The organism is Kitasatospora sp. NPDC088346 (genome assembly GCF_044740765.1).
GTDB lineage: Bacteria > Actinomycetota > Actinomycetes > Streptomycetales > Streptomycetaceae > Kitasatospora.
In genome coordinates, this window is record NZ_JBIURH010000026.1 from 44,716 (window position 1) to 69,751 (window position 25,036).

Genomic DNA, 25,036 nt, shown 5'->3' on the forward strand with positions numbered 1-25,036 from the left:
GGCCGCGCGGCGCGAGGGCGGCCCGCCCCGGCATCGGGGTGCAGTCCGCAGTCGGATTCCCCGGCCGCTGACCCCAGCACGGGGTTGCCGCGTGCGGCGGAATGGCGGCAGCTGTTGTACGTGGCCGGGCATAGTGAGGGCAGGGCTGCCGAGAAGGGGACGAGAGTGGTCAAGAAGAAGAGGCTGTGGTGGAGGGCCGGCGCGCTGGCGGCGCCGGCACGATCGGCCGGATGGTCGGACGCGCTGTGGCGGGGGGCCGAACTGGTTGAACCCCGTTGGGAGGACGACGAGGGCCCGTACGACTCGTACGCCGTCCACGGGCTGCAAGCGCTGGCGCTGCTCCTGCTGGCCGCTGCCGATGAGCACGCCGGCCGAGTGAGTGATGTCCCCGAGACGGAGATCCGGGCCACGGCTGGCGACCCGGTGCGCGCAGCCGCGGTGGTCGAGGGGTTCGTCGCCGGCCACACAGGTGTCCCCGGGTACGAGTGGCTGGCGCAGCTGGCCGAGCCGCTGCTGCGCGAGCACATCCCGCTGCCGGACATGTTCGAGGTCCCGGCCGCGCTGACCGACCGGCGCGGAACCCCGCTCCAGTGGGGCTTGGAGTGGCTGGCCTGGGCACTGGACGGTCCGGAGGCGCAGGTGCCGGCCCGGCCTCGCCCGTGATCCGCAGTGGCCTGCCGGACGCGAGCGGTGCCGCTCGCGCCCGGCAGGTGCGTGCGCGGGCTCAGCCGGCGGGTGGCCCGCCCGCCGTGAGGTCGAGGTGGGCGAGGGCCTTGTCGTCGCTCGGCTTGTAGCGGGGCCAGGTTCGGCCGTGGGCGTCCTGCTCCTCGGCCCGGTGGATGGCGTCGACCAGGGCCTGCGGCCCGTCGGCGCGGCAGGAGGCGGCCAGCTCCGTCCATGAGTACAGGCCGTAGTCGTCGACCGCGCTGGACACCCCGTCGGTGGCGGCGAGGATTTGGGCGATCTCGGCTCGTGGCCAGGTGGCCGTGACCGCCTGGCGGCCGGCCTCCGGGACGGCCTCGGCCACCCAGTAGCCGCCCGGCTGGTTGATCCATCCCATCTGGGCTTCGCGCAGCTCGACCAGCAGCTGGTGGTGCCGGGTGTCGAAGCCGCTGCCCGTGGCCAGGCGCCGCCGGTACTCGGCGGCCTGCGGGCGGGTCTCGACCAGCTCGGCCAGACGGGTGTCCGTGAGCGTTCGCACCGTGCCGTCGTGGCCGATCACCACGACGGGGCTGTCGCCCAGGACGGCTGCCTCCACCACCGTGTCGCCCAGGCGCACGACAGACACCGTCGCGGCGGGTGAGGCCCCCGGTGTCAGTGCGTACTCGCGGGTGATCGCCGAGATCGCGTCGTGCAGAACGTCGGTCAGCTCCGCCTCCGAGCCTGCGGTGAGGCGGTCGACGATCAGCTTGCCGAGGGTGTCCGCGTACCAGCCACCGCGAGGCCGGTCGTCGGAGAGCGTGGAGACTCCGTCGAGGACCACGAAGGCGTCGCCGGACGGCGTGGCCAGGATGCGGTCCTCGCTGGGGCGGTCGTTGCGGCCGGGCCGCTCGCCGGTACGGAGGGACGGGGCAGGGGTCGGTGGCACGGGCAGTTGTCCTTCGCAGGCTGGAGGGATGGGGGTGTTCAGGTGTTCTGCAGGGCGGTGGTGATGATGGCGCGGGCGTCGTCGAGGTACACGGCGGACTGCTTGAGCCGGTCGAAGGCTCGCTGGAAGATCTTGATGCGGTCGTCGGTGATTGTCTCGCCACCGCGATAGCCCTCGACCTCGACCCGGGTGCCGTCGAAGACCCCGAAGCCGTCACCCGGGTACACGAGGAGCCGGGCGCGGGCGGGGATGACGCCGAGGGTGAGGCCGGGCAGGTCCATCGCCTCCAGGAGGTGGGCGAGCTGGGGGCGCATCACGGCCGGGCCGCCGATGCCGGTGAGCAGGGCCTGCTCGCCCAGCAGGACGTGGTAGGTGCGTCCGCCCTGCCCGAGGTACTGGGCACGCGCGAGGCGTTCGGTGGCTCCGGCGTCGAGGTCGCGGGGGATGTCGTGCAGGTCGGCGACCAGCCGCAGGACCTCCCTGGCGTAGTCACGGGTCTGCAGGTTGCCCCAGACGAGGTCGGGGCTGAACCCGTGGTAATGGCTGGTCTGTTCGACGAGCCGGCGGAACTCGGCCTGGATCGGGCCGGTGCCCTGCCGCAACAGGCCCGGCCAGTCGGGTGCGGACACGGGAACCGCGTGGGTGTCCACGGGGTCGGGGTTGCCCGGGGCGGACATGGTGCCTCCAAGGTGTGCGGATGCGGCCGGGGTTCCGGCGGCAACTCGGGACTGGGACAAGCGGCGGAGCGGCTACGGGCCGGCCGTTCGTCAGGTGGGAGCGATCCTGGCGACGTCCACGTCGACGTGGACGAGCCGGTGGTCGGAGGCCGCCTCACCAGCGGGTGAGACGTGGACGCCGTAGCGGACGAGTGCGGGTACGACGGGGCGGGTGACGAGGACCAGGTCGATACGGCGCGCTCCCCACGGATCCGGATCGCCGTCCCCGTCCGCCCAGTACCCGACGGTCGGCTGCCACGGCACACCGAGGTGGGCGGCAGCGTCGACCGTGAACCCACGCCGCAGCAGCGCCTCGGTCGGTCGCCGGTCGGCCACGTTCGTGGAGCCGACCGTTCCCGGGACGCACTGGTACTCCAAGTCGTCGTGGTCCTGACCGGTGTAGGGCTCGGCGTCGTAGAAGCCGCCGTCGGGGCCGGTGGCAGCCGAGACGGAGTTGAAGTCCCCGGCGACCAGGCCCACCTTCGCGCCGCCGGTGCGCCGCAGAAGCCCTTTCAGCCGCAGTGCCTCAGTGGCACGGAAGTCGGGCCGGAACGGATCGCCGTGGTACGAGGCGACCAGGAGCGGCTCGCTCGCGCCGACGTCCAGCCGGACGGTCGTCAGAGCGTGCCAGAAGTCGGGCGCCCCGTAGCTCTGGAAGCCGTCCGGGACGGGGGCCACGGCCTCGGGGTTCCACAGGACGGCCGTGTACCAGGGACGGTGGAGGCTCGCGGCCGTCGCGACACCGGCCGTGCCCCCGCGGGAGAGGTCCGCGACCAGGCCGCAGTCCGCGGCAAGACGCCGTACGACCTCGGCGGCGGCGCGGTCCCAGTCCCGGAGATCGGGTACCTCGTCGACCAGGATCTCCTGGACGGTGAGGATGTCCGGCGCCAGTTCCCGGACCGCGGCGACGCGGGCCCGCCACCGGGCCGTGCCGATCTCGGACGGGCGGGCCTTGTAGAGGTTGAAGTTGGTGATGCGCACGAGGGGCTCCACGGTCGGGTCGGTCGGCGGTGTCCGGTGCCGTCAGGCGGAGCCCACCCAGCCCGCACCGGACCGGGGCGTTGTTCATCCGGCCTTGCCGGGCGTGGGCCGGAAGGCGAGGCGCGTGTAGTACTCGGTGGCGAGGATCCGGTCCCTGGCGTCTCGGGGTAGTCGGGACAGGAGGCCGGGCAGTGGGCGTTCCCTTTCTACCTGGCTGCGGTGCGCGGTGATCGCGGCCCACTTCTGGCCGAGCCAGGGGGTTACGTCGACCGTCAGGTCGACGGTGTCGGCGGGCACGCTGAGTACGGACTTGGCGGCCCGGGTCAGGAGCGGGCCGAGGTCGGCGAGCGCCGAGTGCGGGTGGGTAGCCAGGTGGACGGTGGTGGGCTGCCAGGGCTCTCCGGCTTCCGGGTAGAGGTATTCGAGTCCTGCAGCAGCGACGGCCAGCAGAGTGGCGCGGTGCGTCAGCCGGTGGTCCGGGTGGCCGGTGAGCTGCCCGTAGGCGTCGTGGGTGACTACTGTCTCGGGCCTGACCGCACGGATGTGCCGTACGACGTCCTCGACGACCTGGTCGAGGGGCGCGTCGCAGAGCCGCGGCCAGCCGGGCGCGGACTCGGGGATGCGGTGGTCGGCGTAGCCGAGCATCCTCGGCTCGCCCGCACCCAGGATCCGCAGGGATTCGGCGAGTTCGGCGGCCCGGTGGGTGTCCGGGGCCCAGGTGGCGGTGACCACCGCCGTCCGTGCGCCGCGAGCGGCGTGCTGGGCGAGGACCCCGCCGAGGAGGAGCGCTTCGTCGTCCGGGTGCGCGACCACCCCGAGGAGGGAGGGGAGCTGAGGCACGGGGGTTCCTCCAGGAGGTGCGGTCAGAGGGGAAGGGGTGGTGGCGGGGGTTCGAGGCGTACGAGGTGGTGGTCGACTCCGCCGTCGGGGCGGTGGACGGTGCGATACGCGTACGGGGCGGCCGATTCCGGGAAGACGACGATGCCCTCCTCGACGACGGCACGCCGGCTGCCGATCGCGTCGAGGCGGGCGTCGGCGTCGGTCGGCAGCACTGGGTCGGGCGGTCGCTGGTGGCGGCCCACCGTCCTCACGCCCCGACCAGCGCGCGCGGGTCGAACGGGCCGTCCCAGCCGTGGGTGGAGAAGCCGCGCCCGCCGGACAGGTACATGGTCAGGGCGGCGTGGGAGGTGGGGAACATGGGCAGCGGCAGCTTGTCGGCCGGGGCCCACGCCACGTCGAGGTGCTTGTCCGGTTCGGTGTTCGTCAGCTCGCCGCTCCAGGCGGTGGCGAGGAACACCGAGAGGAGGAACGGACCCTTGCCGTCCCACCCTGCCTTGACCTGGATCGTGTGGACGAGCCGCAGGTTCTCGGGCGCGACCAGCAGTCCCGTCTCCTCGGCGAGTTCGCGGGCTGCGGCCTCGTCGAGGCGTTCGCCGACCTCGACCTTGCCGCCGGGGATGGTCCACGCGGGTGTCGCGCTCCAGCTGTTCACCGCGTAGCGGATCAGTGCGACCACCCCCGTGGCCCGGTCGTGGGCGATGACGGACACGGCCTGTCGCAGGCTCTCCACAGCACTACCTCCAAGGACGTTCGACGGATGGGGCTTCAGGTGGCGTGCGCGGGTCGGCGCAGCAGGACCAGGACGGTGCGGGTGTAGCCGAGGACCTCTTCGTCGTGGCGGCGGTCGAGGGCCCAGCGCAGTGTTCATGCGGTCCTCCCGGTGGTTCGGTCGGCTGTGGCGGCAAGCAGCGGCAGGTAGTGCCGCATGTAGGGCGGGACTTTGAGCAGCGGTACCTCGTCGAGGGGGACCATGCGCACCGCCAGGCCCTCGTCGCCGAGTCGCAGGTCCGTCTCGGGGCCGTCCCAGACGCCGTGCAGGACGCGGGTGAGCGGGTGTACGAGGTCGTGCTGCGGGCCGGGTACCGGCCGTAGGTCGGAGACGGTGATCCCGGCTTCCTCGGCGACCTCGCGCGCAGCGGTCTCCTCGGCCGTTTCCCGGCCCTCGCGCCAGCCTCCGATCGGCGTCCAGTGACCCGGCCACGCGATGCCCGGGTTGCGGTCGCGGTGGTGCATCAGCAGTCGACCCCGGGCGTCCGTGACCAGGACCATGACACCCTCGAAGTCGTCCTCCGGTGGCGCCGGACGCTCCACGTACAGCGGCGTGCCGCTGCGGTGGGCGCGCAGCACCTGCAGAAGCCGCTGGTAGCGGTGCGGTTCCATGAGCGCGCGCCAGTCGTGCGCGGTCTCGAACCGCCACTCGGTGTGCTCAGCCGGATCGAGGTGGATCCTCGTCTGCTGTTCGGGGGTGAGGACGCCGCCGTCGAAGACATAGCCGCAGACCGGCACCGGGTACTCCGTGCCCGCCTGCTCGTGGATGACGGCCACCAGGCGCCGCTGGGCGATGATCTCGGGATTCTCCGCGGCGAGATCGAGGCCCAGCTCCTCCATGGCCTCGATCAGCGCGGTGGCGAACGGTGTTCGGCCGTGCTCGACGTTGCCGCCGGGGAAGTTCCACCCCCCCGGGGCGATGGTCGAGCGCATGCCGAGGATGCGGCCCTGCGGGTCGGTGACCAGGAAGCTGCCGTAGGCCGTGGGCCGGGCGATGGTGGTGATGTAGCCGCCGACCGGCCGCCATCGGGGGAGGGCCAGACGGCGGACGAGCCACTCGACGACCTCCCGCTGCCCGTCGCCGGCCGCAGGCAGAGCGTCTGCACTCGCCCACTGGTGGTCGTCGTGGTCTCGGGAGAGGGCGATCGGGGTGCCGTCCGGCACGACGGTGGTGAAGACGAACTGCCGTACCCGGTTGCCGTACTGGCTGGTGAAGTCGAGGTGCCGCGCGTACTCCAGCGGCAGGCCGGTGAGCCCGGTCTCCTCGGTCAGCTCCCGTGCCGCGCCCGCTTCCACACCCTCGCCCGCCTCACGGCCGCCGCCGGGGTACTCCCACAGGCCGGGCAGCGCGTCGTGCTGGGACCTGCGGATCATCAGGATCCGGTCGGCGCTGTCGCGGACCACCACGCCAACGCCGATCCGCTCGATGCCCTCGCGGAGGGCCAGCGCGGTCAGCCCATCGAAGTCGATCAACGGGCTTCTCGTCTTGTCGGGCAGGTACGCTTCGCCGGCCGACGGTGCCGACAGCGCGGGCGGAGCCTCGAACTGCCCTGCCGCAGCAGGAGCGTCTGTGGCGGTCGGACCGTGGGCTTCACTGCCCGGGTTCGGCCCCGATAGCGGTTTCATCGTCGCCTCCAGGAGTTGGGAGAGTTTCGGTTGTCCGGGGCTGTACTGGAGATCAGTGGGTGTCGGCGACGTCCCGGCCGCGGGCCTGGCCGGGGACGGTGGTCTCGTACTGGTGAGCCTGCAGGAGATACGCCTCGCGGTAGCGACTGGCTGGCTGGCGGGCCATGAGGTCGGCGTGAGTGCCCTCCTCGATGAGCCGGCCGTGGTCGAGGACGAAGATGTGGTCGGCCTTCGCCGTGGCGCCGAGGCGGTGGGTGATCAGCACGACGGTGACGCCGAGGTCGGTGAGGTGGCGGATCTGCTCGAACGCGGCGACTTCGGCCTGTGGGTCCAGTGCGGAGGTGGGTTCGTCGACGACGACCAGCGCCGGCAGCCGGCCGTCCTGGTCCGGGGTGGTCAGGCGCAGGCGGGTCCGGGCCAGGGCGACCTTCTGCCACTGGCCGCCGGACAGCTGGACACCGCCCTCGAAGCCCTTGGCCAGCAGGGTGTTCCAGCCGCCGGGAAGTTCGTCGAGCACCGGCTGGAGGTCGGCGTAGTCGGCGGCGGCGTCCAGGTGCTCCTGACCGAGGGGGACCTCGGGGCGGCCCAGCAGCAGGTTGGCCCGCAGCGTGAAGATCCACCGCTGGAAGTTCTGCGCGAGCAGGGCGACGCTGCGGAACTGCTGGTGACGGTCGGCCGAGGCGGTGTCGACGCCGTCCCACAGCACCCTGCCCTGGTGTGGCTGGTAAACGCCGCACAGGACGTTGGCCAGCGTCGACTTGCCCGACCCGTTGGAGCCGACCAGGGCGACGACCTTCCCCCGCGGGATGGTGAGACTGACCTTGTCCAGTGCCGGGACCTCGCGACCGGGGTAGCTGAACGTCACCTCCTCGACCGTGATCGTCTCCGGGCGCTCCGGCAGGGGCGTGCCGCCGGTGGGGATGGCCCGGCGGTGGCCGTCGCGGCGTAGCTGGTCGAGGTCGCGGACGAAGAGGGACTCCTCGTAGAGGCGGTTGACCTGGGAGACGAGGCCGCCGATGCTCGCGGATCCGGTGCGGATGGCGACGACGGCGGTGCCGGCTGCGGCGAGCGGGATGGAGCCGTCCACGACGAGCCAGCCGAGCAGGGCGAAGGCTGCGGTGGTGGCGAGGCCGGCGAGGGCGGCGGTGAACAGGTCGGTCCGGGCGCGGGCACCGGCGAGGCGGGCCTGTTCCTGTTCGGCGGAGGCGGCCATCTGTTCGTAGTGGTGGAGCAGGAAGGGACCGCTCGCGTGGACGCGCTGCTCGGCCGCGGAGTAGGGGCGGATCATCATGTCCGCCAAGGCGCTGCTGGCGCGGGAGTGCTGGAGCCAGGCGCGGGTGGAGGCGTACTGGCGGCGGGCGGTGAGTACGGCGCCCCATCCGCGCGGTGCGGTGATCAGTACCAGCATCGGCAGCAGCGCCGGGTGGAGGACGGACAGCACGCCGGCGGCGGAGACGAGGGAGAGGCTGGCGGTGAGGACGGAGGTGGCCTGGCCGATGATGTTCTGCAGGGACATCGCGCCCCAGCGGGCGCTGTCGACCTCGGCGAGGAACTCGGCGTCCTCGATGGCCTCCAGCTCGGAGCGGCTGACGATGCCCAGGAACTCCACCGTCGCGCGGCGGAAGACCGCGGGCTCCAGCCGTCCACCCGCCCAGCCGGAGACGGTGGAGAGGATTGCTGAGAGCGCGGCCAGGAGCCCGACCGCGATGACCGCCGGAGCGGCGGCGCGCAGGACGTGCCCGACCTCGCCGGGCGCGAGGATCGCGGTCAGCGCACGGTTGGTGGCGATCAGAGCGGCGGCTGCCGCCAGGCCGCGCAGCACCTCCGCGCCGATGAGGGCGACTAGGGCTCGGGGGTCGGCCTGCCACGCCATCCGCCCGGCGAGGCGCAGGAAGCGGGGCATCTGGCGGGCCACCGCCCAGAACGTGACCTCCCCGCTGGCCATCTCGTGCTTGGCCCACCCGTAGTCGTAGCGCATCGGGCCGCCGAACAGCAGCTGCTCGCTGTCGGAGACCTCCTCGGCGCGTTTCGGAGTCCTGCTCATCCGGGTCCTTCCGTCGACGGGTGGGCGTGCGGGCGTGGAGCCCGAGGGCGGGAGCGGACTCCCGGCCTCGGGCTGCGGTGGGTGCTCAGGCCGGGGTGGTCCCGTTGGTGTCGCGGGCGGCGACCGAGCGAAGGTGCTCGTCGAAGAACCGGCGGGGGTCGCCGCCCATCCGGGCGAGCATCACCAGGGCGGACAGCGCCACGTCGCAGGTCTCCTTGCGCACGTCGTCCCAGTCGTGGGAGAAGCCCTTGCGGGGGTTGGCGCCGAGGGCGCCGATGACGGCCTCCGCGACCTCCCCGGCCTCCTCCTGGAGCTTCAGGGCCTGCACGGTCCAGCGCAGCTCGTCGCCGCGGTCGAAGTGTGCATCGAGCCTGGCAGCAAGGGAGTTGACAATCTCCCAGGTTTTTTCCATGAGTGAGGATCCTGTCCCTGTTCGAATGGGGCGATCAAGCCGATTTCTAATCTGGCGGTTCCCGGCGAGCCCGGCACTTTTCGATTCCCCGGCGGCCCGACCGGCGATGCCGGGTACGCCGGGCGCGCTAGTGGTCGTCGGGAGACCCAAGGGCGCGATCTACGAAGCTGCGCACGTCAACGACGTCGTAGCCGAGACGAAGGAAGCGCTCGATGCCAAGGAGCAGTGCCTGCGCCGCGATGTCGCAGCCCCAGGTGTTACCGAGTTCGCCGGAGTGGTCGGGGTCGTCGGGGCGGTCGTCGCTCCATTCGGCCAGCTTCTCGGGATCGATTCGCTTCGTGTCGAGGGGCGGCGACGTTGCCAGCTCAACTGCCTGATGGCGATGCGTCAGAGGACGGGGCTGAGGACCCAACGGTCTATTCGCGCCGCGAGCTCGGAGTCGCTCGCGGTGCGTCCGAGCCGGCACGAGCTGACAGTTCGGGCCGGAGCGGCCTCCACACCGCGCATGCTCATGCACAGGTGTTCGCCGACGGCGATGACGGCCACGTCGTCCGTACCTGAGGCCTTGGCGATGTCGTGGGCGACGTCCCGGACCACCCGCTCCTGCAGCTGCAGCGCGTTCGAGTGGACGCGCAGCTGTCGGACCAGTTTGGACAGGCCGAGGACCCGCGCTCCGGGGACATAGGCGATGGCGACCTTGAGGCGGAAGGGGAGGAGGTGGTGCTCGCACACGCTCCAGGCCTCGATGTCACGGACGAGGACGAAGTCGTCGGTGGTGGTGGCGTGGGCGAACGTGGTTCCCAACGTGCCGGGGTCGCGGTTGAGGAACTCGGTCCACCAGGCGGCGACGCGGCGGGGCGTGTCGGCCAGGCCTTCGCGGTCGGGGTCCTCGCCGAGCGCGATGAGCAGCTCCCTGGTGAGGCTTTCGACGCGGGGGGTGTCGACCCGGGGGCGGGCGGGCGAGGGTATGGGCGTCACGGTGCCTTCGCTTTCTTGGTGGGTTACGGGGTCAGGCCAGGTGGCCTTGAGGCCGATTCCGGCCCAGGTCGTTGTGTCGGTGCTCGCAGCGTGGCCGGCGTTCCAGCTGCCGGCCGGTGCCAGGCCGGGCGGCAGAAGGACCAGGCCGTTGAGCAGATCGTGAAGCCGGTGCGCGGTGCGCAGGTGCAGCGTGAAGTCGTTGTCCGCGACGGCGTCCGCGAGGGCTCGCCGGATCGCGGGAGTGTGGTCGGCGGTCGCATGGGTGATGGACACTGTGCTGCCGGCGGGGAGACGGGAGACGAGTCCGTGCAGCGTGTGGCCGACGCGTCGTCGTCCGGAATCCAGTGCAGGTCGGCGTGGACGCTGACGGCGATCGGGCTGGTCAGGTCCAGGCGGTCAGCCACCTCCGGTGCAGCGAAGAGTCTGGCGGTGTCGAGGAGGTCGGCCGCCAGGGTCCGGACGGCATCGCCGGGGGTCAGGTGGGTGCATGCGTGGTTCATGGCGAGCGGGTCGAAGTCGACGTAGGTGGTGCCCCGGGATACGGCCGCAGTCGTGCGGTGGATGGTCGGCAGCGGAACCAGGAGCTGCTGTCTTTGTAGTTGGCGGCGCTGGTCTCCATGTGGTGCTCCATGGCGAGGGGCGCGCGCAGGCCGCCTGCCACCGGCCGGTCGGCGCGGGCAGCCTGCGCGAGGGGGGTCAGAGCTGGGTGGCGCCGGGCAGGCAGCCGAGGAGCGGCACGGCGGTGAACGCCTCGCCGTAGCCGGCGCCGATGCGTGCTCCCCAGAGTCGGCCGAGGGTTTCGGCCATCGGCCCGAAGTGCTCGTCTATCGGCTGGCTGACGTGCTTCCGCAGGGCCGCCATCTTGGTGTCGAACGTCGCGGTGACGTCCACGATCACGTCGGCGCGCACGGGGCCGTCGAGGGTGAGGGAGTTGTAGCTGTCGCACGTGTAGAAGCGTCTGGGGCAGCCGGTGGCGATCCTGGGCTCGGGCAGTGCGGCGAGCACGGTGGTGGCGACGGCGCGATGTTCAGGGTGGACGTCGTTGAGCGGGTGCGTGATGACGACCTCGGGAAGGGTCTCCAGCAGCAGCCGGCGGACCGCTTCCTCGTCGAGCCGGTCGAGTTGCCGCAGCTGCGCGCCGAGGACGGCGGCTCCCTCGCGCGCTTCGGCGTCGCGCTCCTCATCGCGATGGGGCACGGCGATGGTGACCGTGGCGTGCTGGGCGTGGTGGGCCAGGGTGGCGCCGACCCAGAGTTCGGCGTCGTCGGGGTGCGCGAGCAGGGCCAGGACCGGTCCCGGCGCGCCGGCGCTCACCACAGCCCCAGCTTTTCGACGACGTCGGCGGGCTTGGGCAGCTGGGGGCTGACCTCCCCGTCCGGGGACAACGGCAGGACGAGGTCGCGCTGCATGGTGATCAGATCCCGCCAGCGCTGGACGTCGCCCCACGCTTCGGTGATCGCGCGGCCCTTCGCGCCGGTCAGCCGATCGGAGCCGGGGAGGGCGTCCAGGCGCATGCCGTCGCGCAGGAGGCCGGCGGCGACCTTGGGACCGACGCCCTTGACGCCGGGAATGTTGTCGGCGCTGTCGCCGGTCAGGGCACGGAAGTCCGGCCACTGCTCGGGGGTGACGCCGTAGCGCTCCACGACCTCGTCGGCGGTAATGAGCCGCCGGGTGGCCTTGCGCGATCTGTTGATGATCTTCACGTGGTCGGTGAGGAGCTGGTAGTAGTCGGCATCACGGGACATGATCCGCACCGGCCGGGTCGGGGCGGACTGAACGGCGAGGGTGGCGATGACGTCGTCGGCCTCGGCGTCGTCGAGCTCGATCCAGCGGATGCCGTGGAGGTCGAGGCCCTGCTTGACCGGGGCGAGGAACTGGAGGGGCTTGAGCGCCTCCGGCGTCGCCTCGCGGTTGGCCTTGTACTCCTCGTCGGCCGCGACGCGCTCGGCGGTGCCGTGCTCGCCGTCGAAGACGACCAGGACCTCGGGCGGGTCCACGTCGAGGTCGTCGCGGATCGTGGCGCGCAGCAGGGCGAAGAAGGCGAACAGGCCGGTGAGTTCCCTGCTCTTGTCGCGGGAGAAGATCGGCGCGGGGAACCCGAACGTGCCGGCCCACAGGACGTTGAAGCCGTCAACGAGCATCAGCGGCTTGGGGGTTGTTGCGATTGCGGACATCACGACACCGCCTCCAGGAAGAGGTTAGCGATCCGGTGCGGTGCGAAGTCGGCCGCCCGCCGGTACACGGTCTGTGTAGTCGCGCCGTACAGTATGTCATCTTCCAAGAGGGCCTGGGCGGTCTTGTGGAGCGCCGCGGGGCCGGCGTCGTGGTCGACGAGGAGCTGGTCGCCGTGGCCGGTGGGCTCGATCAGGGCCGGGAGGTTGCCGACGCGGTAGGCGACGACGGGGGTGCCGACGCTCATCGCCTCCAGGGCCACGAGCCCGAAGGTCTCGCGGTAGCTGGGCACGATCACCACGGCGGCCCCGGCGAGCCAGGGCAGGACCTCGCGCCAGGAGAGCGCCCCGCGCAGGCTCACGCCCGGCGTTCGGGCCGCCGCCTTGCGGCATCGGTCGAGCAGGGCCGCCTGCGATCCGTTGCTGGCCTCGAACCCGGCTTCGGCGAGTGCCACCTCGACGGGCCGGTCCCATCCTCCGGCCGTGTCCAGGAGTTCGAGAACTCCCTTCTCCGGGCCGAGCCGGGCCAGCACGCGCACCGGGCCACGGCGGCGCAGCTCCTCGCGCCGATCCGGACCCGGCGGCAGGACCACGGGGTCCGGGAGCAGCGCGTTGGGCACGACGCGCAGGTTGCGGGGCTGCCAGCCGGCCAGCTCGCCGAGGACGGTGTCGGAGGGGACGAGGACGCGGGTGGCACGGGCGAAGGCCGGGCCGGCGTCGAGGACGGCGGGCTTGACGTGGGCGGCGAGCGCGCGGCGGACGTGGCCGGGGAAGTCGCCGCGCAGGCGACCCAGGCCCCACAGGGCATCGGTGAACAGGACGGTGTCGATGCGGTGGGTGGTGATCAGGTCGCGGATCTGGCGGGCTACTGTGCTGTCCTGCCCGGTGACGGCCCGGCGCAGGACGTCGTCCTCGCAGGGGAAGGCGACGTTATCGAGCCGCAGGCGCTCGACGGTGACGCCAGGCAGGGTCGGGCCGTCGGGCTGCGGGGCCGCGGTGGCGATCACCGGGCGGTGGCCGGCCTCGGCGAGGCCGGCGGCCAGGGCGGCCGTGGCCCGCTCGATCCCGGCCGGTGCGTCCGGGCGCCAGGAGACAAGGACCAGCAGGACACCCCTGGACGTGGTCAGGCTGCTCACGGGGTCATCACCCGCCGAACGGGCGGAAGAACCCGGGTGTCGCCGGCGTGGGCCTGTTCCCAGGGGAAGACGACCCAGTCGTCCACGGTCCAGATCCAGCGGGCCGGCGCGTCGGTGCAGCCCTGGTTGCGGCACAGCGCGAGCGTCTCGACCAGGGCCCCGTCGGTGAGGCGGCCGGCGAGGGCCCGGGTGACGGCGGTGAAGGTGGCGCCGGAGCCGGCGATGTCGTCGACCAGCAGAATCCTGCCCTCGAACCGGTCCGGCAGCCGGTCGGGAAGGAGCACCTGCACCTCGCCGGTGGCCTGCTGCCACGGGGCGTCGCTGGTGTTGTGGCGGGCGGTGATGGTGTGGAGGGGGACTTGGAGGTAGTCGGCGACCACCGTGGCGGGCCTGATGCCGCCGGAGGCGATGCCGATCACACAGGTCACCGCGGGCCCACTACCGACGGTGGACTCGGCCAGGAGCCGGGCGGCGTCGGTGCACTGGTAGGGCGTCGGCGCGTACGGGGCGGTGCGGGTGAACCGGCGCTGCCCGTTCGGCTGGGTCGTGGCGGTCATGAGCTGCTCCGGACGGTGGGCAGGTGGAGGTCCTGGGGGCCGGTGACGGGGTTGAACGCGGAGATGCGGGTGGCGCCGCCGGTGTTGCGCCAGGCGTAGCCGTCGGCGCGCAGGACGGTGAAGCCGTCGGCGCTGCCGCGGGTGCGAAGCCGCACCCGCAGGCCGTCGGGGACTGTGAGGGCGTCGATGGCGGTGCGGGCCTGGTCGTCGGTGAGCATCTGTTCGTCGGCGAGCCCCGCGCCGTCGCCGATCGGCAGCATCTGGAGGAAGGTGACGCCGCCGACGCCGAGGTGGGCGGCCCGCTCCAGGAGGGCCTGTGCCTCGTGCTGGTTGGCCTGCATGAGGACCATCTGCAGCTGGACGGGCAGTCCCTCGTCGACGGCGGCGCGGATGCCGGCCATCGCGCGCCGGTAGCTGTCGGCCCCGCGCCAGTGGTCGTGGGTGGCTTCGGTTGCGCCGTCGAGGGAGACACGCACGGCGTCGACCGCGCCGACGAGCTCGGCGGCCCGGCGGGCGAGGTGCCAGCCGTTGGTGGTGCAGCTGACCACCGCGGTGTTGTGTGAGCGGATCGCGCGGGCGAGGTCGGGCAGGTCGCCCAGCAGCAGCGGCTCCCCGCCGGAGATGTCGACGCCGAGGACGCCGGAGTTCGCGATGTGCTCGGCAAGGGCCCGCCGCTCGTCGGCCGTGGATTCGCGCACGCTCTTGTCGTCCAGGCACTGGGGGCAGGCAAGGTTGCACCGCACGATCGGCGACCAGCACATGCTCACCGGGGCCGTGAGTCGGAGCTTGGCCAGCTCGGCCTCGATCCATGACGCGACCTGCCGGTCGTCGAGGAAGACCCGTCCGGCCGGGATCGATTGGGGCGCCAGGTGGTTGGTTCCGACCGCCGGGTCGTGGACCACGGTCGTGCCGCCGAAGGTGGCGGTGGCGAAGCAGCGGATCATGGGGTGACTACCTCGGCTTCTGTCAGGTGCTTGTCGGTGGCGGTAGCGAACTCGTGGCCGCGCCCGGAAGGCGCCGGCCGGTCGAGCAGACGGCGGTAGTGGGCGAGAGTGGCGGGCCAGGTGGCGAGCTTCGCCTGCCACTGGGCCGCGGCGTCGGGCGGATCGAGGTGGTAGCCGACCGCCTGGCGCATCGGGATGACGAGGCAGCCGGAGGCGATCAGTGCGGCACCGAGGTGGGTGTCCTCCATCCCCCAGCCGAGGCGGCCGAACTCCTCCTCGAAGCCGCCGACGTCCACCAGAGGTTCGCGCGGTACGGCGAGCAGCGCGGTGACCACCATCCGCGGCAGGTCCCAGTCGTGGTAGAAGCGGCCGCACCCCAGCGTCTGGAAGTCGTCGGTGGCATCCAGGGGGCGGCCGTCCAGGCGTTCGCTGAGCGTGATCCCCGAGTACGGCAGCATGGTGTTCGCCGGTGGTGTCCAGGTGACGCGGTGATCGGCTGCCAGGGACGGCGGGCCGTCCGGGAGCACCCAGCCGCAGGGGGAGGACCGGAGGACGGTGTTGTGCCGGAACCCGGTCAGCACGGTCTCCGTGCTCGCGCGGGCGGCGACATCGGCCAGGACGTGCGGGGGCAGCACCATGTCGGCGTCCACGAACAGTAGGGTCGGGGCCTGGGCGAGGTGGGCCCCGATGTTGCGCGCGGTGGCCGAACCCCTCCGGGTGGGGAGCCGGACGGCGGTGGTGACCGCCCGGTGGCGGCGGGCGATCTCGAAGGTGGCGTCGGTCGAGGCGTCGTCGACCACGATCACCTCCACCGGCCCGGCCGTCTGCTGGGCGGCGAGCGCGTCCAGAACCGCGGGCAGCGCGTACGCGGTGTTGCGGGCCGGCAGGACGACCGACAGCTCGCGGCCGGCGGCAGCCTTGGCCGGGGTGGGCTGGTGCCAGCCGATGCCCGTGCGCTCGGTGAACGCCCCGGTCAGGTGTCGGTGGATGTTGGGACGGGTCTTGAGTACATCCGCGAGGGTGGGGCCGATCACGGCCACCTCCATTCGTCGAGCACGGCGGCGGCCTGCGGCCAGCCGCGCGGGTCGCTGACCCACTGCACGACCGGGCGCTCGGGCAGCGCCAGCAGGTCGGCCAGCGGGATCAGATAGTCGGGTTCCAGGACCAGCAGCACCCGGCGGGGTGTGCCGGTGGCGGCGAAGTCGTGGCGCAGCTGAGCGGCGACGATCGGGCGCAGCTGCACGGCACGCTCGCGCGTGAGGCGGCGGTCGTAAGGGGCGAGCGGGTCGTCGGCGTGGACCAGGCCGTGCTCGGCGGACAGGAAGCGGATCCTGCCGCGGGCCGGCGGGTGCCCGGCGAAGCGGGCGAGCAGTTGGGGAGCGATACCGCCGGTGTAGCGTTCCAGCGCCGGTACCGGCCGGGGCTCTTCGGCCTTGCGGCGCGAGCAGCCGGCGATGAGCAGGTCGCCGATCATGCCGGCCTCACCACCCGTACGCCGATACCCGGGGAGCGCAGCTCGGCCGGCGCCGCGTTGAGGAACGTCGACCGCGCGTACAGGGGCAGGGAGTTGTAGGAGCCGCCGCGGACCACGAAGCCGTCGCCGATCGTCGGCGACGCGGTCCACTCCCAGCAGTTGCCGGCCATGTCCCACAGGCCCTCCGGTGTACGCCCGCCGGGGTGGGAGTCGACCGGGGTGAGCCGTTCACAGTTGCCACGCAGGTTTGCCCGGCTCGCATCCGGCGCCTGCTCGCCCCACGGGTAGGCGCGCAGGTCCACTCCGGCGGCGGCCCACTCCCACTCCACCGACTTGGGCAGCCGACCGCCGAGCCCGGCAGCCAGACGCACCGCGTGTGCCTGGTCCAGGTCCACCAGCGGCCGGTGGTCGTCGCCGAGCCCGAGCTGGGCGGGCGTCAGCGGCGTGGCCGTCCACTCCAGGTCGGCCACCGTGATCGGCCGCCGCCGGTCGCCGAACAGACACACGCCGCCCGGCACCGGCACCCATCCGATCGAGGACGCGAAGGCGTCAGGTGTCGTCATCGTCGCCCCTCATCCGGCGATCAGGAACAGGTCTTCGGTGTTCACCCCGGCGCGTACCTGGCTCTTGCCGGGATGCGGTTCGAGCCCGCAGCGGCCAAGCGCCTCGGCGACGGCCGCCATCGCCTCCTGCGCCTGCGCGCGGTCCTCGCAGAACAGGCAGTAGTTGTCGGCGAACCGCACCACCCGGTAGCTGGCAAGCGCCGAGTCCGCCCGCGACAGGCGCAGGTTGATCAGCAGCGGCGCCAGTGCGGTACCCGGAACGATCGGATACGGAAGCGGCTCCAGCACCCGCTCGAACAGCCGCAGGAACGGGCCGTCCGCGACGTGCTCGGCCAGCCAGCCGGTCACCTCGCTCGCGCTCGACCCGGCCGACACCTGCCGCACGTCCACGTCCGCCACCCACCGCAGCCCCTCCCGCAGGTGCCGGTCCGCGTCGCGCAGCGCGGTGATCCGGTTGCGGCCGGCCCGGTAGCCCGACACCCAGTCGGCGAACGCCCGCGCCTCCAGCACCGGCTCGACCGCCTGGCGGATCGCCCGCTGCACGACCCGGTCCTCCACCGTCGGAATCACGGCGGTGAAGACCTTCCCGGTGTAGGCGGTGATCTCCACCTCCCGCACCGGGCTCGGAGCCCAGATCCCCGCGCGCAGCTGCTCGGCCAGCACCTCCAGCCGGCCGTTCAGGCCCTGCCGGTACTCGGCCCACCCCATACCGTCGGCGCCCGGCGCTCCGGCCCGGCGCATACACGCCCGCGCCGCCCGCTTGAGGTGGCGCACGTCCACGACGAACGACATCAGCGAATGGGCCCGTGGAACAGCGGAGTTGGATATAGTGGGCACAGCCTGAGCGGCAAGCAGGATCCCGCTTCGCCCATCGTTCGACCGATGACCGCTACCGCACACGCGCGGTCCGGGGAAACCGGAACGACCGCGCCGCTCAGGTGCCCTGGCGCTGTCAGCGGCCACCCTCGTCCTCCCAGATCAGGGTGTGGAGCCGGGTGCTGAGGTTCCAGCCACGGGCCAGGACGGGTTCCGCCAGGGCCCGCTGGCCGGCGATCACCTCGGCACTGCTCGTACCCTCCGGCATGATCCACACCTGAGTGAGGGAGAACTCCTCTACCAGGGAGGCCACTTCATCGAGCTGGCCGATGTCACGGACCACGAACTTGAACCGGGCCTTCCCGCAGGCCGCGAGCGCCCGAAGCGCCTCCGGGTTGATACGGCGGTCCCCGGGCGCCGCGAACGCCTGCAGCTTCGGCGAGACGTTGAACGCCTCTACCGCCTCCACCAGGCCGGGCAGCGGGACCACGGTCCCGTTCGTCTCCACCTCCACCCGCCGGCCGGACAGCAACTGCACCAGGGCGATCAGTTCGCTCTGCTGGAGCAGCGGCTCACCGCCCGTGACCACCAGGAGGCGGGGCGAGTGGGACATCACCCAGGCGGCCAAGTCCTCCACGCCGTGCCGGGTGGACACCTCTCGCGGGTCGAACCTCGACCAGTCCCAGGTCTGCGGTGTGTCACACCGAGGGCACTTGAGGTTGCATCGCGACAGACGCATGAACAGCGCCTCTTCCCCCACGCTCGGGCCCTCGCCCTGGAACGTCGGACCGAAGCACTCCGCGATCAGCAGCCCCCGGCCGCCGAGTACCGCGCCGCCCATGAGGCTCATCGCTCACCCACCTGGAACTCGGCCCAGCTGCTCGCGGTCTCCGACACCCGTACCGCCGCCAGGCGGCCGGGCAGGCCCGGCTCCACGTGCTCCACGAACCAGCCGGCGAACCAGGCCGCGAGGTTCTCCGAGGTCGGCGCCGACGGCAGGACCTCGTTCAGCACGCGGTGGTCGAGCGTGGAGTCGATCATCGCCTTCACGGGTGCCAGGTCCCCGAAGTCGGTGACGAAGCCGGGCTCGACCAGCCGGTCCGCGGTGAGGACGAACTCCACCGTGTAGGAGTGGCCGTGCATCCGGGCGCACTGGTGGCCGTCCGGCAGGCCGGGCAGGAAGTGCGCGGCCTCGAACCGGAACACCTTGCCGATCCGGTGGCGGCCGGCCAGAACCCCGGCGCTCATCGGGCCGCCTCCGCGCGGGCGTACTCGGTCGGGTCCTCGACACCGGCCAGCGAGAACGCCTCGATCCGCTCGGTGCACGTCCCGCACGTCCCGCAGTGCAGCTCGCCGCCCTTGTAACAGGACCACGTGTCCTGGAACGGCACTTGGACCTGGCGCCCGATCTCCACGATGTCGGCCTTCGCGAGGTCGATGAACGGCGCCAGCACCTCGAATCCGTCGGCGAGGAATCCCTGGTTGCCGGCCTTCGCAGTCTCGGCGAACAGGTCGAAGAACGAGCTGCGGCAGTCCGGGTAGATCGCGTGGTCGCCGGCGTGCGCGCCGAACGCCACCGCGTCCGCCCCGAGGACGACCGCCATGCCGACCGCGATGTCCAGCATGATCGCGTTGCGGTTGGGCACCACGGTGCTGCGCATGCTCTCGGCGGTGTAGTGGCCATCCGGGACCCGGATGCCGGGGTCGGTCAGCGCGGAGCCGCTGAGCAGGCGGCCGAGTCCGCTGAGGTCGACCACCTCATGGTGGGCGCCGAGGTGGCCGGCGATGCGTCGGGCGAAGTCGAGTTCCTTGCGGTGCCGCTGCCCGTAGTCGAAGGAGAGCAACGAGAGTCGGCTGCCGCGGTCGGCGAGCCAGTAGGCCACGGTGGTGCTGTCCAGACCACCGGAGGCGATGACGACCGCATGACGCGGCGTGTGTCCAGTCATCTCCGTACTTCTTCCTGTAGTCCTCCATGACGGAGGGCGGAGTGAGTCCCGCGAACGATGCGCGGGCGGACCGAAGTGGGTGCTTCAGTTGCCGGCGGCGGCTGCGGCTTAGGGCCGATGCGGACGCAGGCGAGTGGTCCATAGCCGGCTCGGACGGGGATGGGGCACCCGCGCGTGAGCTGGCGATAACTCAGAGTGCCTCCACCGTGCGGGACATGATCAGACATGAGCTGGACGTATCAGGACGTCCCCGCTAGCGTCAGGCCGTCCGAGTGCGTCCCAAGACGTCCGAAGTGGGGGTCGAATGGCCAATGAGCGACTGCGTTCCGCGCTGGTGAGCCGGGGCGTCAAGGAAGAAGACCTCGCGGAGCACGCCGGGGTGGACGCGAGGACCGTCGAGCGCTGGATCACCAAGGGCCGCGAGCCCTACCGCAAGCACCGGCAGGCCACAGCAGCATTCCTCGGATTCGAAGAGGACTACCTCTGGCCGAACGCGAAGCCTGAGGAACAGCGGATCGACGCCGCGGACGCCGAGATCGTCCACGTCTACCCCCACCGCTCCTCCGTGCCACCGGACCTCTGGCTGACCTTCGCCGAGCGGGCCACGTCCGAGCTGGGAATCCTCGTACACGCCGGGGTCCATCTCGCGGAGAACCCGCGCTGGCACCGCCTCCTGCGAACCAAGGCGGACGCCGGCGTTCGCATCCGCATCCTGCTGGGAGACCCCGACAGCCCCGAGGTCGCCCGCCGAGGCGAGGAGGAGGAGATCGGCGAGGGAGTCGCCTACAAGGTCCGGGAAGTCATCAAGCTGTACAGGCCGCTCTACGGGGTACCCGGAATCGAGTTCCGCTCGCACCGCTCCACCCTGCACAACTCCCTCTACCGATCCGACGACGAACTGCTGGTCAACACCCAGATCTACGGAATCAGCGCACCACTGACCCCGGTCCTGCACCTGCGCCGCGTCGCCGGAGCCCTGCTCGTACTCAGCTACCAGGAGAGCTTCGACAAGGTCTGGGCCCGAGCCGAACCGCTGAAGAGGAGCACCCCGTGAGCCGCACCGACTACTTCAACGACCCCGACGCCCCGGAAGCCCAGCGGATCGTCCCCGCCGTCACCGCCTTCGTGCTCAACGACCACGACGAGGTGCTCCTGGAGCGACGCTCCGACAACGGACGCTGGGCAATGCCCGGAGGCGTCCAGGAGATCGGCGAAAGCATCGCCGAAGCCGCCGTCCGCGAAGTCGAGGAGGAAACCGGCATCCGGGTGCGGGTGACCGGCATGGTGGGCATCTACAGCGACCCCGGCCACGTGATCGCCTTCTCCGACGGCGAGGTGCGCCAGGAGTTCTCCATCACGCTGCGCGCACAGCCCCAGGGGGGCACGCTGAGGGCCAGCTCGGAGTCGTTCGAGGTCCGGTGGACGCCCCGGTCCGAACTTGACGCCCTGGATATCGCGCCGACGACACGGCTTCGCCTCGACCGCGGATTCGAGAACGACCCCGCCCCCTACATCGGGTAACCGCCCGGACGAGCCGCCAGCCGCTCCTCGACCCGGGCGACCATCGAGAGCAAGGCCGGGCGCGCCGCCGACACGGCCCGGTGAACGACGTGGTCCGGAGCGTAGCGGCAAAGGACCTCATCGAGCCGCGAGGTGGCATCCACCAGAGCGCCGCCGGGCCCGCTCGTGAGGTCGCAGAACGTGATGGCGTCCAACAGATCGGACGGGGGCCGCTCGAACTCCGCCAGCGCGGGCGCCAGCCCAAGCTCGGCTGCTTCCCACTCCGACGAGGAGTGGTAGGCCACCAGCGAGCAGACCAGCGGATCACATCCCAACCGGGCAAGGTAGCGGGCACCGTCGATCATGTGCTGGCCGGTATCAACCGCCGCGGACGCGTAGCCCACATCGTGCAGGATCGCGCTCACCGCGAGAACCTCACGAGCACTACCCACAACGGGCGCCAGCTTCCGTGCCTGAGACAACACTTGCTGGGAGTGAGCCCATCGCGCAGGAAGGTCCGACAGAAGTATGCCCGTAAGGCGATGCGCAGCGAGTAAGTGCATCAACCCAGGTTAGGCGAGGCGTGGTCGACGCTCCTCGTGCTGCGGCCCGGTCGTGCTGTCGTGGTGCGGGGGGAGGTCGACGCCGCATGCCGTCAGTTCAGTGTGCTGCCACAGCGGCAGCCGTCCCTGACGGGCGTTCTTTCGGCAGTTCTTCAGCCAGTCCCCGAGGCGGCCGTGGTCACCGCCTCGGTCCGACGGCGGGACACGGGCATGGCCGTGCTGCGCCACGAACTCCTTCAGCAGCGTGATGTTGCTCCGAAACCGGTGCTCCGCGACGGAGCCCACGAATCCGAGGGCGTCCAGCTCGTGGCGCTGGGCGGTGCTGAGGGAGTCGCCCTGCCTTCGCCTGACGCGGACTTGCGAGCCGAGGGGCCGGCCGCCGGGGGTGACGTAGGTGCTGGGCACCAGGAGGTTGCCGTGCTCGGCCTTGTAGTCGGTCAGGTCCTGCACGAGCTGCTTCCACTCGGCTTCCCCGGTGTGCCAGACGACACCGAGGTCTTCGAGCCGGCGTGTGACGGAGGCGGGCAGGGAGTTCTGGCGGTGCCGGTGTTTGGCGTTGTTCAGCCACTGCCCGGTCCTCTCCCCGCTGGGGCCGATCCAGTCCCGGGCGACGCGCAGGTGGCCGGTCTGGGCGTGGAAGGCCTTCAGGTCGGCCAGGTGGCGCTCCCGGCGGGAACCGGTGGACAGGACGGCCCTGGTGGTGATCGCTTCGATGAAGCCGGCGGGGATCTCGCCGGTCCCGCTGAAGGAGATCCAGTTCGGCAGGCCCGGTGGTTGGGCCGGTCGGGCGGGGCGGTCGCGGGAGCGTCGCATGCGGGTGAGGTGGCGGTAGAGCCGTTCGTCCATGGCGGCCATGGCCGCGACGGTGGCCAGGGCGGTGTTGAACCCGTTGTCCTCACCTGCGTTCGCGGCTGTGATGGCCGGGACGATGATGGCCGCGACCTTCTCGCGGCTCCGGTCGCCCCGGCGCAGGGCCCGTCCGGCGATCTGGGTGACCTCGATCTTCGAGCGGCGCGGGTCGACGATGGCGACGGCGTCGGTCTCCGGGCAGTCGAATCCCTCGATCAGGAGCCGGGAGTTGGTGAGGACCGCGAGGCTCTCGGTGCTCGACCGGAAGCGGTCGAGGATCCGGCGGCGCACGGTACGGTCCTGTCGGCCGTGGACGTGTCCGGTCCACAGTGAGGCGGGCCGGTGCTCTGGCGGCAGGTGGGCGACCAGGTGCTGCAGGAGCTGGGCGAAGGCGCGGGCCGCTGCGACCGTCGAGTGGTAGGTGATCATGCGGCGGGAGCCGCGCTCCGTGGCCGCGCGCAGGACCGCGACGGCTTTCGCCACGACGGTGGCCTCGACGTGCATGGGGCCCACGGTCAGGAAGGTGCCCTGGCGGACGAGGTCGGTAACGGTCCGGGTGGAGGTGTCGGCGATGACCAGCTCGTAGTCGGCGAGCCGGCCCCGCTCGATGGCCTCGCCCACGGACAGCCGGTGGACGACGGGCCCGAACCGGTCGGGCCGGACCGGGATGCCGTCGGTGCCGACGAGGTCCCTGAGAGTCGCCGTCAGGGAGACCCGGCGCAGGGCCGGAATGCTCTGGTCGTTGTGGATCCGTGCCCAGGTGTTGCTGTCCGAGCGGTGCAGTTCGTCGGCGATGACGAGGTCCCAGGCGCCGGCGCCGGCCTGGTGGGCGGCGATCACGATGTGCAGGCTCTGGTAGGTGCAGATCGCGGTGATCCGCCGCCCCGTCGTTCTGAGGTCGGCAAGCTCCTGAGGATCGCTGACGACCCGGGCACCGCGGCCGGCGGAGGCGTCACCGAGGACCCGTCGGTCCGAGCAGATCGCGATCACCTCGCCGAGGGCATCGGGGCCGAAGGCGCCGGCCCACTGGTCGAGGGTCTGGCTGACCAGGTCAAGTGTGGGAACGGCGATCAGCACACTGCCGGTGCGGGGGAGGACCTCCTGCGCGATGGCGCCCGCGACCACGGTCTTCCCGGATCCGCAGGCCATTAGGACGACGACCTGTGGAGTGGCGTTCAGCGCGGCGGTGGCCTTGTCGACCGCCTCGTCCTGGTCCGGCCACAAGGTCACGCCGGCGAACGCACGCGGACGCCGGGCAGGGTGGGAAGGGGCGGTTTCGGGCAGGACGGTGTCCTCGATCCGGGGGGTGGTGTGAAGCATGGGTGTCCTTGCAGCAGTAACTGGTGGCGTCGGCGGTCCGTGGCAGTGCGCTCAAGCGGGGTGTCGGCAAGGGCCCGGCCGGAGCCCGGACGGAGCCCGGACGGGCGGGGGCCGCTCGTCATGGCGTCCTCTCCCGCAGGCCGGTGCGGGTGGTCCGCCGGGCATCGAGGACCGGCGGCCGGTCCGGGGCCGGGCACGCACCCGCCCGGCCCGGCCACTGCCTGATCAGTCGCTGCGCGCCTCCCCGGGCCGTCGCATCACGGGGGCCTCGCGGCTGTTCCAGTCCCACGGGTAGGCGGGCGGGCCCTCGCTCTGGCGCCGCAGGCAGGCCGTCCGGTGCGTGGCCTCGGGCATCCACGCCGGGTCGTGTGTTGCGGCTTCCAGGGCTATGACGACGCCGCATGCCGCTCGCAGGCGGGCCAGCACCCTGTATGCCGCGCCGCGCTGGACGGTGGTGACATCGAGACCGTAGGCCGTCCGGAATTCTTCGTACCCGTGGGGGTCCGCAGCGAAGCCGTCCCGGGTCCACGCCACGAACGCGAGGTCGTAGAGGGCAGGTCCGACGGCGAGGGATTCCAGATCGAGCAGTGCCGGTCCGAAACTGGGGCTCAGCATGGTGTTGAAAGTGTTGAGGTCGCCGTGCACGACGGCCGGGGCCTGGGGCCAGAGGTGGGCGGACCACTGCTGGCCGGCTGCCGTCACCTGTCCGTACAGCCAGTACCGGTCGCCCGGTGCGAGGACCCGCCGGGGCAGGGCGGCGATCCTGGCCAGAAGCTGGCGGGCAGGGTCGAGTACCGGCAGGCGCAGGTGTTCGGGCACCGGGAGGGCGTGGAGCGCGGACAGCAGGTGTGCCAGTTGCGCGGAGGAGACGGGGCCGCCGTCGCCCAGGTCCTCGCTGAAGGTCACCAGCCGGCCCTGGCGTGTCACGGCGGGCGCGCTCAGCGGACGGGCCGTCATCACCCCGTTGTCCCGTAGCCAGTGGGCGGCCATCGTCTGGCACTGCACGGCGGAGTGGTCCTCGCCCGGCTTGTAGATCTTGGCGACGGCGGAGGACCGGCCGGTGGCGCGGGGCAGGCGCACCACTGCGTGCTGGCGGTGCTGGAGCACGACCGCGCCGGCCGGGTCGAGCCCCGTCATCGCGGCGGCTTCGGCGAGCGCTGCCTCGCCCGCCGGGTCCAGGGCGCGGGGTTCCCGCTCTGCGGGGCTCACCGGATGCCCGGTGCGGAGAGGGGGGCGCTCGCGGA

The 25,036-nt window shown here is 71.9% G+C and carries 29 protein-coding genes and 1 pseudogene; 3 read left to right on the forward strand and 27 right to left on the reverse strand.

The features are described from left to right. Positions 1-165 precede the first annotated feature (165 nt). Positions 166-663 carry a hypothetical protein gene (locus ACIOFR_RS27410; protein ID WP_401001746.1) on the forward strand — a complete coding sequence of 166 codons (498 nt, stop codon included), beginning with the start codon at positions 166-168 and terminating at the stop codon, positions 661-663. A gap of 61 nt (positions 664-724) precedes the next feature. Here ACIOFR_RS27410 and ACIOFR_RS27415 read toward each other — a convergent pair whose 3' ends face one another. From ACIOFR_RS27415 to queC, 24 genes and pseudogenes are all read right to left on the reverse strand, one after another. Beyond that, on the reverse strand, positions 725-1,588 hold the full coding sequence (locus ACIOFR_RS27415) for a protein phosphatase 2C domain-containing protein (protein ID WP_401001748.1): 864 nt from the start codon (positions 1,586-1,588) through the stop codon (positions 725-727). A gap of 38 nt (positions 1,589-1,626) precedes the next feature. Then, positions 1,627-2,265 carry a DUF5753 domain-containing protein gene (locus tag ACIOFR_RS27420; RefSeq protein ID WP_401001749.1) on the reverse strand — a complete coding sequence of 213 codons (639 nt, stop codon included), beginning with the start codon at positions 2,263-2,265 and terminating at the stop codon, positions 1,627-1,629. 90 nt (positions 2,266-2,355) lie between these two features. Beyond that, positions 2,356-3,285, reverse strand: coding sequence for an endonuclease/exonuclease/phosphatase family protein (locus tag ACIOFR_RS27425; RefSeq protein WP_401001750.1), 930 nt, complete (start codon positions 3,283-3,285; stop codon positions 2,356-2,358). Positions 3,286-3,369: 84 nt separating this feature from the next. Then, entirely contained in the window at positions 3,370-4,125 is a 756-nt protein-coding gene (locus tag ACIOFR_RS27430) for a PIG-L deacetylase family protein (RefSeq protein WP_401001752.1), read from the reverse strand. Positions 4,126-4,148: 23 nt separating this feature from the next. Then, positions 4,149-4,376, reverse strand: coding sequence for a hypothetical protein (locus ACIOFR_RS27435; protein ID WP_401001754.1), 228 nt, complete (start codon positions 4,374-4,376; stop codon positions 4,149-4,151). Next, a complete protein-coding gene (locus tag ACIOFR_RS27440; protein ID WP_401001755.1) occupies positions 4,373-4,855 on the reverse strand; it encodes an NUDIX domain-containing protein in 483 nt (160 codons plus the stop codon). Before ACIOFR_RS27440 ends, ACIOFR_RS27435 begins: the two co-directional genes overlap by 4 nt. A gap of 134 nt (positions 4,856-4,989) precedes the next feature. Continuing rightward, on the reverse strand, positions 4,990-6,366 hold the full coding sequence (locus ACIOFR_RS27445) for an NUDIX domain-containing protein (RefSeq protein WP_401001757.1): 1,377 nt from the start codon (positions 6,364-6,366) through the stop codon (positions 4,990-4,992). A gap of 205 nt (positions 6,367-6,571) precedes the next feature. Then, positions 6,572-8,563 (reverse strand): ATP-binding cassette domain-containing protein, encoded by a 1,992-nt coding sequence (locus ACIOFR_RS27450; protein WP_401001758.1) that lies wholly within the window; start codon positions 8,561-8,563, stop codon positions 6,572-6,574. Positions 8,564-8,648: 85 nt separating this feature from the next. After that, positions 8,649-8,975: a MazG-like family protein gene (locus tag ACIOFR_RS27455; protein WP_401001760.1), complete on the reverse strand. Its 327-nt coding sequence runs from the start codon at positions 8,973-8,975 to the stop codon at positions 8,649-8,651. 127 nt (positions 8,976-9,102) lie between these two features. Further along, the gene (locus tag ACIOFR_RS27460; protein WP_401001761.1) at positions 9,103-9,387 is read right to left on the reverse strand and encodes a hypothetical protein; all 285 of its coding nucleotides are present in this window, start codon (positions 9,385-9,387) and stop codon (positions 9,103-9,105) included. Beyond that, the gene (gene folE, locus ACIOFR_RS27465) at positions 9,363-10,298 is read right to left on the reverse strand and encodes a GTP cyclohydrolase I FolE (RefSeq protein ID WP_401001842.1); all 936 of its coding nucleotides are present in this window, start codon (positions 10,296-10,298) and stop codon (positions 9,363-9,365) included. Before folE ends, ACIOFR_RS27460 begins: the two co-directional genes overlap by 25 nt. After that, positions 10,283-10,534 (reverse strand): annotated as a pseudogene (locus ACIOFR_RS27470) (SAM-dependent methyltransferase); the annotation flags it as partial. The gene folE and the pseudogene ACIOFR_RS27470, both read right to left, overlap by 16 nt. A gap of 115 nt (positions 10,535-10,649) precedes the next feature. Next, positions 10,650-11,270 (reverse strand): PIG-L deacetylase family protein, encoded by a 621-nt coding sequence (locus ACIOFR_RS27475; protein WP_401001762.1) that lies wholly within the window; start codon positions 11,268-11,270, stop codon positions 10,650-10,652. Continuing rightward, positions 11,264-12,127, reverse strand: a complete 864-nt coding sequence (locus ACIOFR_RS27480) for a 5'-3' exonuclease H3TH domain-containing protein (RefSeq protein ID WP_401001764.1) — start codon at positions 12,125-12,127, stop codon at positions 11,264-11,266. Before ACIOFR_RS27480 ends, ACIOFR_RS27475 begins: the two co-directional genes overlap by 7 nt. Continuing rightward, the gene (locus ACIOFR_RS27485; RefSeq protein WP_401001766.1) at positions 12,127-13,260 is read right to left on the reverse strand and encodes a glycosyltransferase family 4 protein; all 1,134 of its coding nucleotides are present in this window, start codon (positions 13,258-13,260) and stop codon (positions 12,127-12,129) included. The genes ACIOFR_RS27480 and ACIOFR_RS27485 overlap by 1 nt, the downstream gene beginning before the upstream one ends. Then, entirely contained in the window at positions 13,257-13,817 is a 561-nt protein-coding gene (locus ACIOFR_RS27490; RefSeq protein WP_401001767.1) for a phosphoribosyltransferase, read from the reverse strand. Before ACIOFR_RS27490 ends, ACIOFR_RS27485 begins: the two co-directional genes overlap by 4 nt. Next, a complete protein-coding gene (locus tag ACIOFR_RS27495) occupies positions 13,814-14,761 on the reverse strand; it encodes a radical SAM protein (protein ID WP_401001769.1) in 948 nt (315 codons plus the stop codon). Before ACIOFR_RS27495 ends, ACIOFR_RS27490 begins: the two co-directional genes overlap by 4 nt. Beyond that, positions 14,758-15,795 carry a glycosyltransferase family 2 protein gene (locus tag ACIOFR_RS27500; protein ID WP_401001771.1) on the reverse strand — a complete coding sequence of 346 codons (1,038 nt, stop codon included), beginning with the start codon at positions 15,793-15,795 and terminating at the stop codon, positions 14,758-14,760. The genes ACIOFR_RS27495 and ACIOFR_RS27500 overlap by 4 nt, the downstream gene beginning before the upstream one ends. Beyond that, positions 15,792-16,235, reverse strand: coding sequence for a hypothetical protein (locus tag ACIOFR_RS27505; protein ID WP_401001772.1), 444 nt, complete (start codon positions 16,233-16,235; stop codon positions 15,792-15,794). Before ACIOFR_RS27505 ends, ACIOFR_RS27500 begins: the two co-directional genes overlap by 4 nt. Next, positions 16,232-16,798: a formylglycine-generating enzyme family protein gene (locus ACIOFR_RS27510; protein ID WP_401001773.1), complete on the reverse strand. Its 567-nt coding sequence runs from the start codon at positions 16,796-16,798 to the stop codon at positions 16,232-16,234. The genes ACIOFR_RS27505 and ACIOFR_RS27510 overlap by 4 nt, the downstream gene beginning before the upstream one ends. Before the next feature lie 9 nt (positions 16,799-16,807). Next, positions 16,808-17,590 carry an RNA-directed DNA polymerase gene (locus tag ACIOFR_RS27515; RefSeq protein WP_401001775.1) on the reverse strand — a complete coding sequence of 261 codons (783 nt, stop codon included), beginning with the start codon at positions 17,588-17,590 and terminating at the stop codon, positions 16,808-16,810. Between the two features lie 160 nt (positions 17,591-17,750). Further along, positions 17,751-18,464: a 7-carboxy-7-deazaguanine synthase QueE gene (locus ACIOFR_RS27520; RefSeq protein ID WP_401001776.1), complete on the reverse strand. Its 714-nt coding sequence runs from the start codon at positions 18,462-18,464 to the stop codon at positions 17,751-17,753. Continuing rightward, positions 18,461-18,862, reverse strand: a complete 402-nt coding sequence (locus ACIOFR_RS27525; protein WP_401001778.1) for a 6-pyruvoyl trahydropterin synthase family protein — start codon at positions 18,860-18,862, stop codon at positions 18,461-18,463. Before ACIOFR_RS27525 ends, ACIOFR_RS27520 begins: the two co-directional genes overlap by 4 nt. Beyond that, positions 18,859-19,560 (reverse strand): 7-cyano-7-deazaguanine synthase QueC, encoded by a 702-nt coding sequence (queC, locus tag ACIOFR_RS27530; RefSeq protein ID WP_401001780.1) that lies wholly within the window; start codon positions 19,558-19,560, stop codon positions 18,859-18,861. Before queC ends, ACIOFR_RS27525 begins: the two co-directional genes overlap by 4 nt. 304 nt (positions 19,561-19,864) lie before the next feature. Here queC and ACIOFR_RS27535 point away from each other — a divergent pair, with 304 nt between their 5' ends. Together ACIOFR_RS27535 and ACIOFR_RS27540 are read left to right on the forward strand one after the other, a co-directional pair. Beyond that, entirely contained in the window at positions 19,865-20,614 is a 750-nt protein-coding gene (locus ACIOFR_RS27535; RefSeq protein WP_401001782.1) for a helix-turn-helix domain-containing protein, read from the forward strand. Next, a complete protein-coding gene (locus tag ACIOFR_RS27540; RefSeq protein WP_401001784.1) occupies positions 20,611-21,081 on the forward strand; it encodes an NUDIX domain-containing protein in 471 nt (156 codons plus the stop codon). The genes ACIOFR_RS27535 and ACIOFR_RS27540 overlap by 4 nt, the downstream gene beginning before the upstream one ends. Here ACIOFR_RS27540 and ACIOFR_RS27545 read toward each other — a convergent pair. The 3 genes from ACIOFR_RS27545 to ACIOFR_RS27555 all read right to left on the reverse strand — a co-directional run bounded on the left by ACIOFR_RS27545 (position 21,069) and on the right by ACIOFR_RS27555 (position 25,001). Continuing rightward, a complete protein-coding gene (locus ACIOFR_RS27545) occupies positions 21,069-21,623 on the reverse strand; it encodes an HD domain-containing protein (protein WP_401001785.1) in 555 nt (184 codons plus the stop codon). The genes ACIOFR_RS27540 and ACIOFR_RS27545 overlap by 13 nt on opposite strands. Before the next feature lie 9 nt (positions 21,624-21,632). Next, a complete protein-coding gene (locus tag ACIOFR_RS27550) occupies positions 21,633-23,792 on the reverse strand; it encodes a Helicase associated domain protein (RefSeq protein ID WP_401001786.1) in 2,160 nt (719 codons plus the stop codon). Positions 23,793-24,017: 225 nt separating this feature from the next. Beyond that, a complete protein-coding gene (locus ACIOFR_RS27555) occupies positions 24,018-25,001 on the reverse strand; it encodes a phosphotransferase (protein ID WP_401001788.1) in 984 nt (327 codons plus the stop codon). Positions 25,002-25,036 lie beyond the last annotated feature (35 nt).

What these genes read in the sequence shown, in the direction of transcription:
- ACIOFR_RS27420 (WP_401001749.1), bottom strand. Translation starts at nt 2,265, where the DNA reads ATGTCCGCCCCGGGCAACCCCGACCCCGTGGACACCCACGCGGTTCCC.
- ACIOFR_RS27450 (WP_401001758.1), bottom strand. Translation starts at nt 8,563, where the DNA reads ATGAGCAGGACTCCGAAACGCGCCGAGGAGGTCTCCGACAGCGAGCAG.
- ACIOFR_RS27455 (WP_401001760.1), bottom strand. Translation starts at nt 8,975, where the DNA reads ATGGAAAAAACCTGGGAGATTGTCAACTCCCTTGCTGCCAGGCTCGAT.
- ACIOFR_RS27480 (WP_401001764.1), bottom strand. Translation starts at nt 12,127, where the DNA reads ATGTCCGCAATCGCAACAACCCCCAAGCCGCTGATGCTCGTTGACGGC.
- ACIOFR_RS27490 (WP_401001767.1), bottom strand. Translation starts at nt 13,817, where the DNA reads ATGACCGCCACGACCCAGCCGAACGGGCAGCGCCGGTTCACCCGCACC.
- ACIOFR_RS27495 (WP_401001769.1), bottom strand. Translation starts at nt 14,761, where the DNA reads ATGATCCGCTGCTTCGCCACCGCCACCTTCGGCGGCACGACCGTGGTC.
- ACIOFR_RS27505 (WP_401001772.1), bottom strand. Translation starts at nt 16,235, where the DNA reads ATGATCGGCGACCTGCTCATCGCCGGCTGCTCGCGCCGCAAGGCCGAA.
- ACIOFR_RS27510 (WP_401001773.1), bottom strand. Translation starts at nt 16,798, where the DNA reads ATGACGACACCTGACGCCTTCGCGTCCTCGATCGGATGGGTGCCGGTG.
- ACIOFR_RS27515 (WP_401001775.1), bottom strand. Translation starts at nt 17,590, where the DNA reads ATGTCGTTCGTCGTGGACGTGCGCCACCTCAAGCGGGCGGCGCGGGCG.
- ACIOFR_RS27520 (WP_401001776.1), bottom strand. Translation starts at nt 18,464, where the DNA reads ATGAGCCTCATGGGCGGCGCGGTACTCGGCGGCCGGGGGCTGCTGATC.
- ACIOFR_RS27525 (WP_401001778.1), bottom strand. Translation starts at nt 18,862, where the DNA reads ATGAGCGCCGGGGTTCTGGCCGGCCGCCACCGGATCGGCAAGGTGTTC.
- queC (WP_401001780.1), bottom strand. Translation starts at nt 19,560, where the DNA reads ATGACTGGACACACGCCGCGTCATGCGGTCGTCATCGCCTCCGGTGGT.
- ACIOFR_RS27535 (WP_401001782.1), top strand. Translation starts at nt 19,865, where the DNA reads ATGGCCAATGAGCGACTGCGTTCCGCGCTGGTGAGCCGGGGCGTCAAG.
- ACIOFR_RS27545 (WP_401001785.1), bottom strand. Translation starts at nt 21,623, where the DNA reads ATGCACTTACTCGCTGCGCATCGCCTTACGGGCATACTTCTGTCGGAC.
- ACIOFR_RS27550 (WP_401001786.1), bottom strand. Translation starts at nt 23,792, where the DNA reads ATGCTTCACACCACCCCCCGGATCGAGGACACCGTCCTGCCCGAAACC.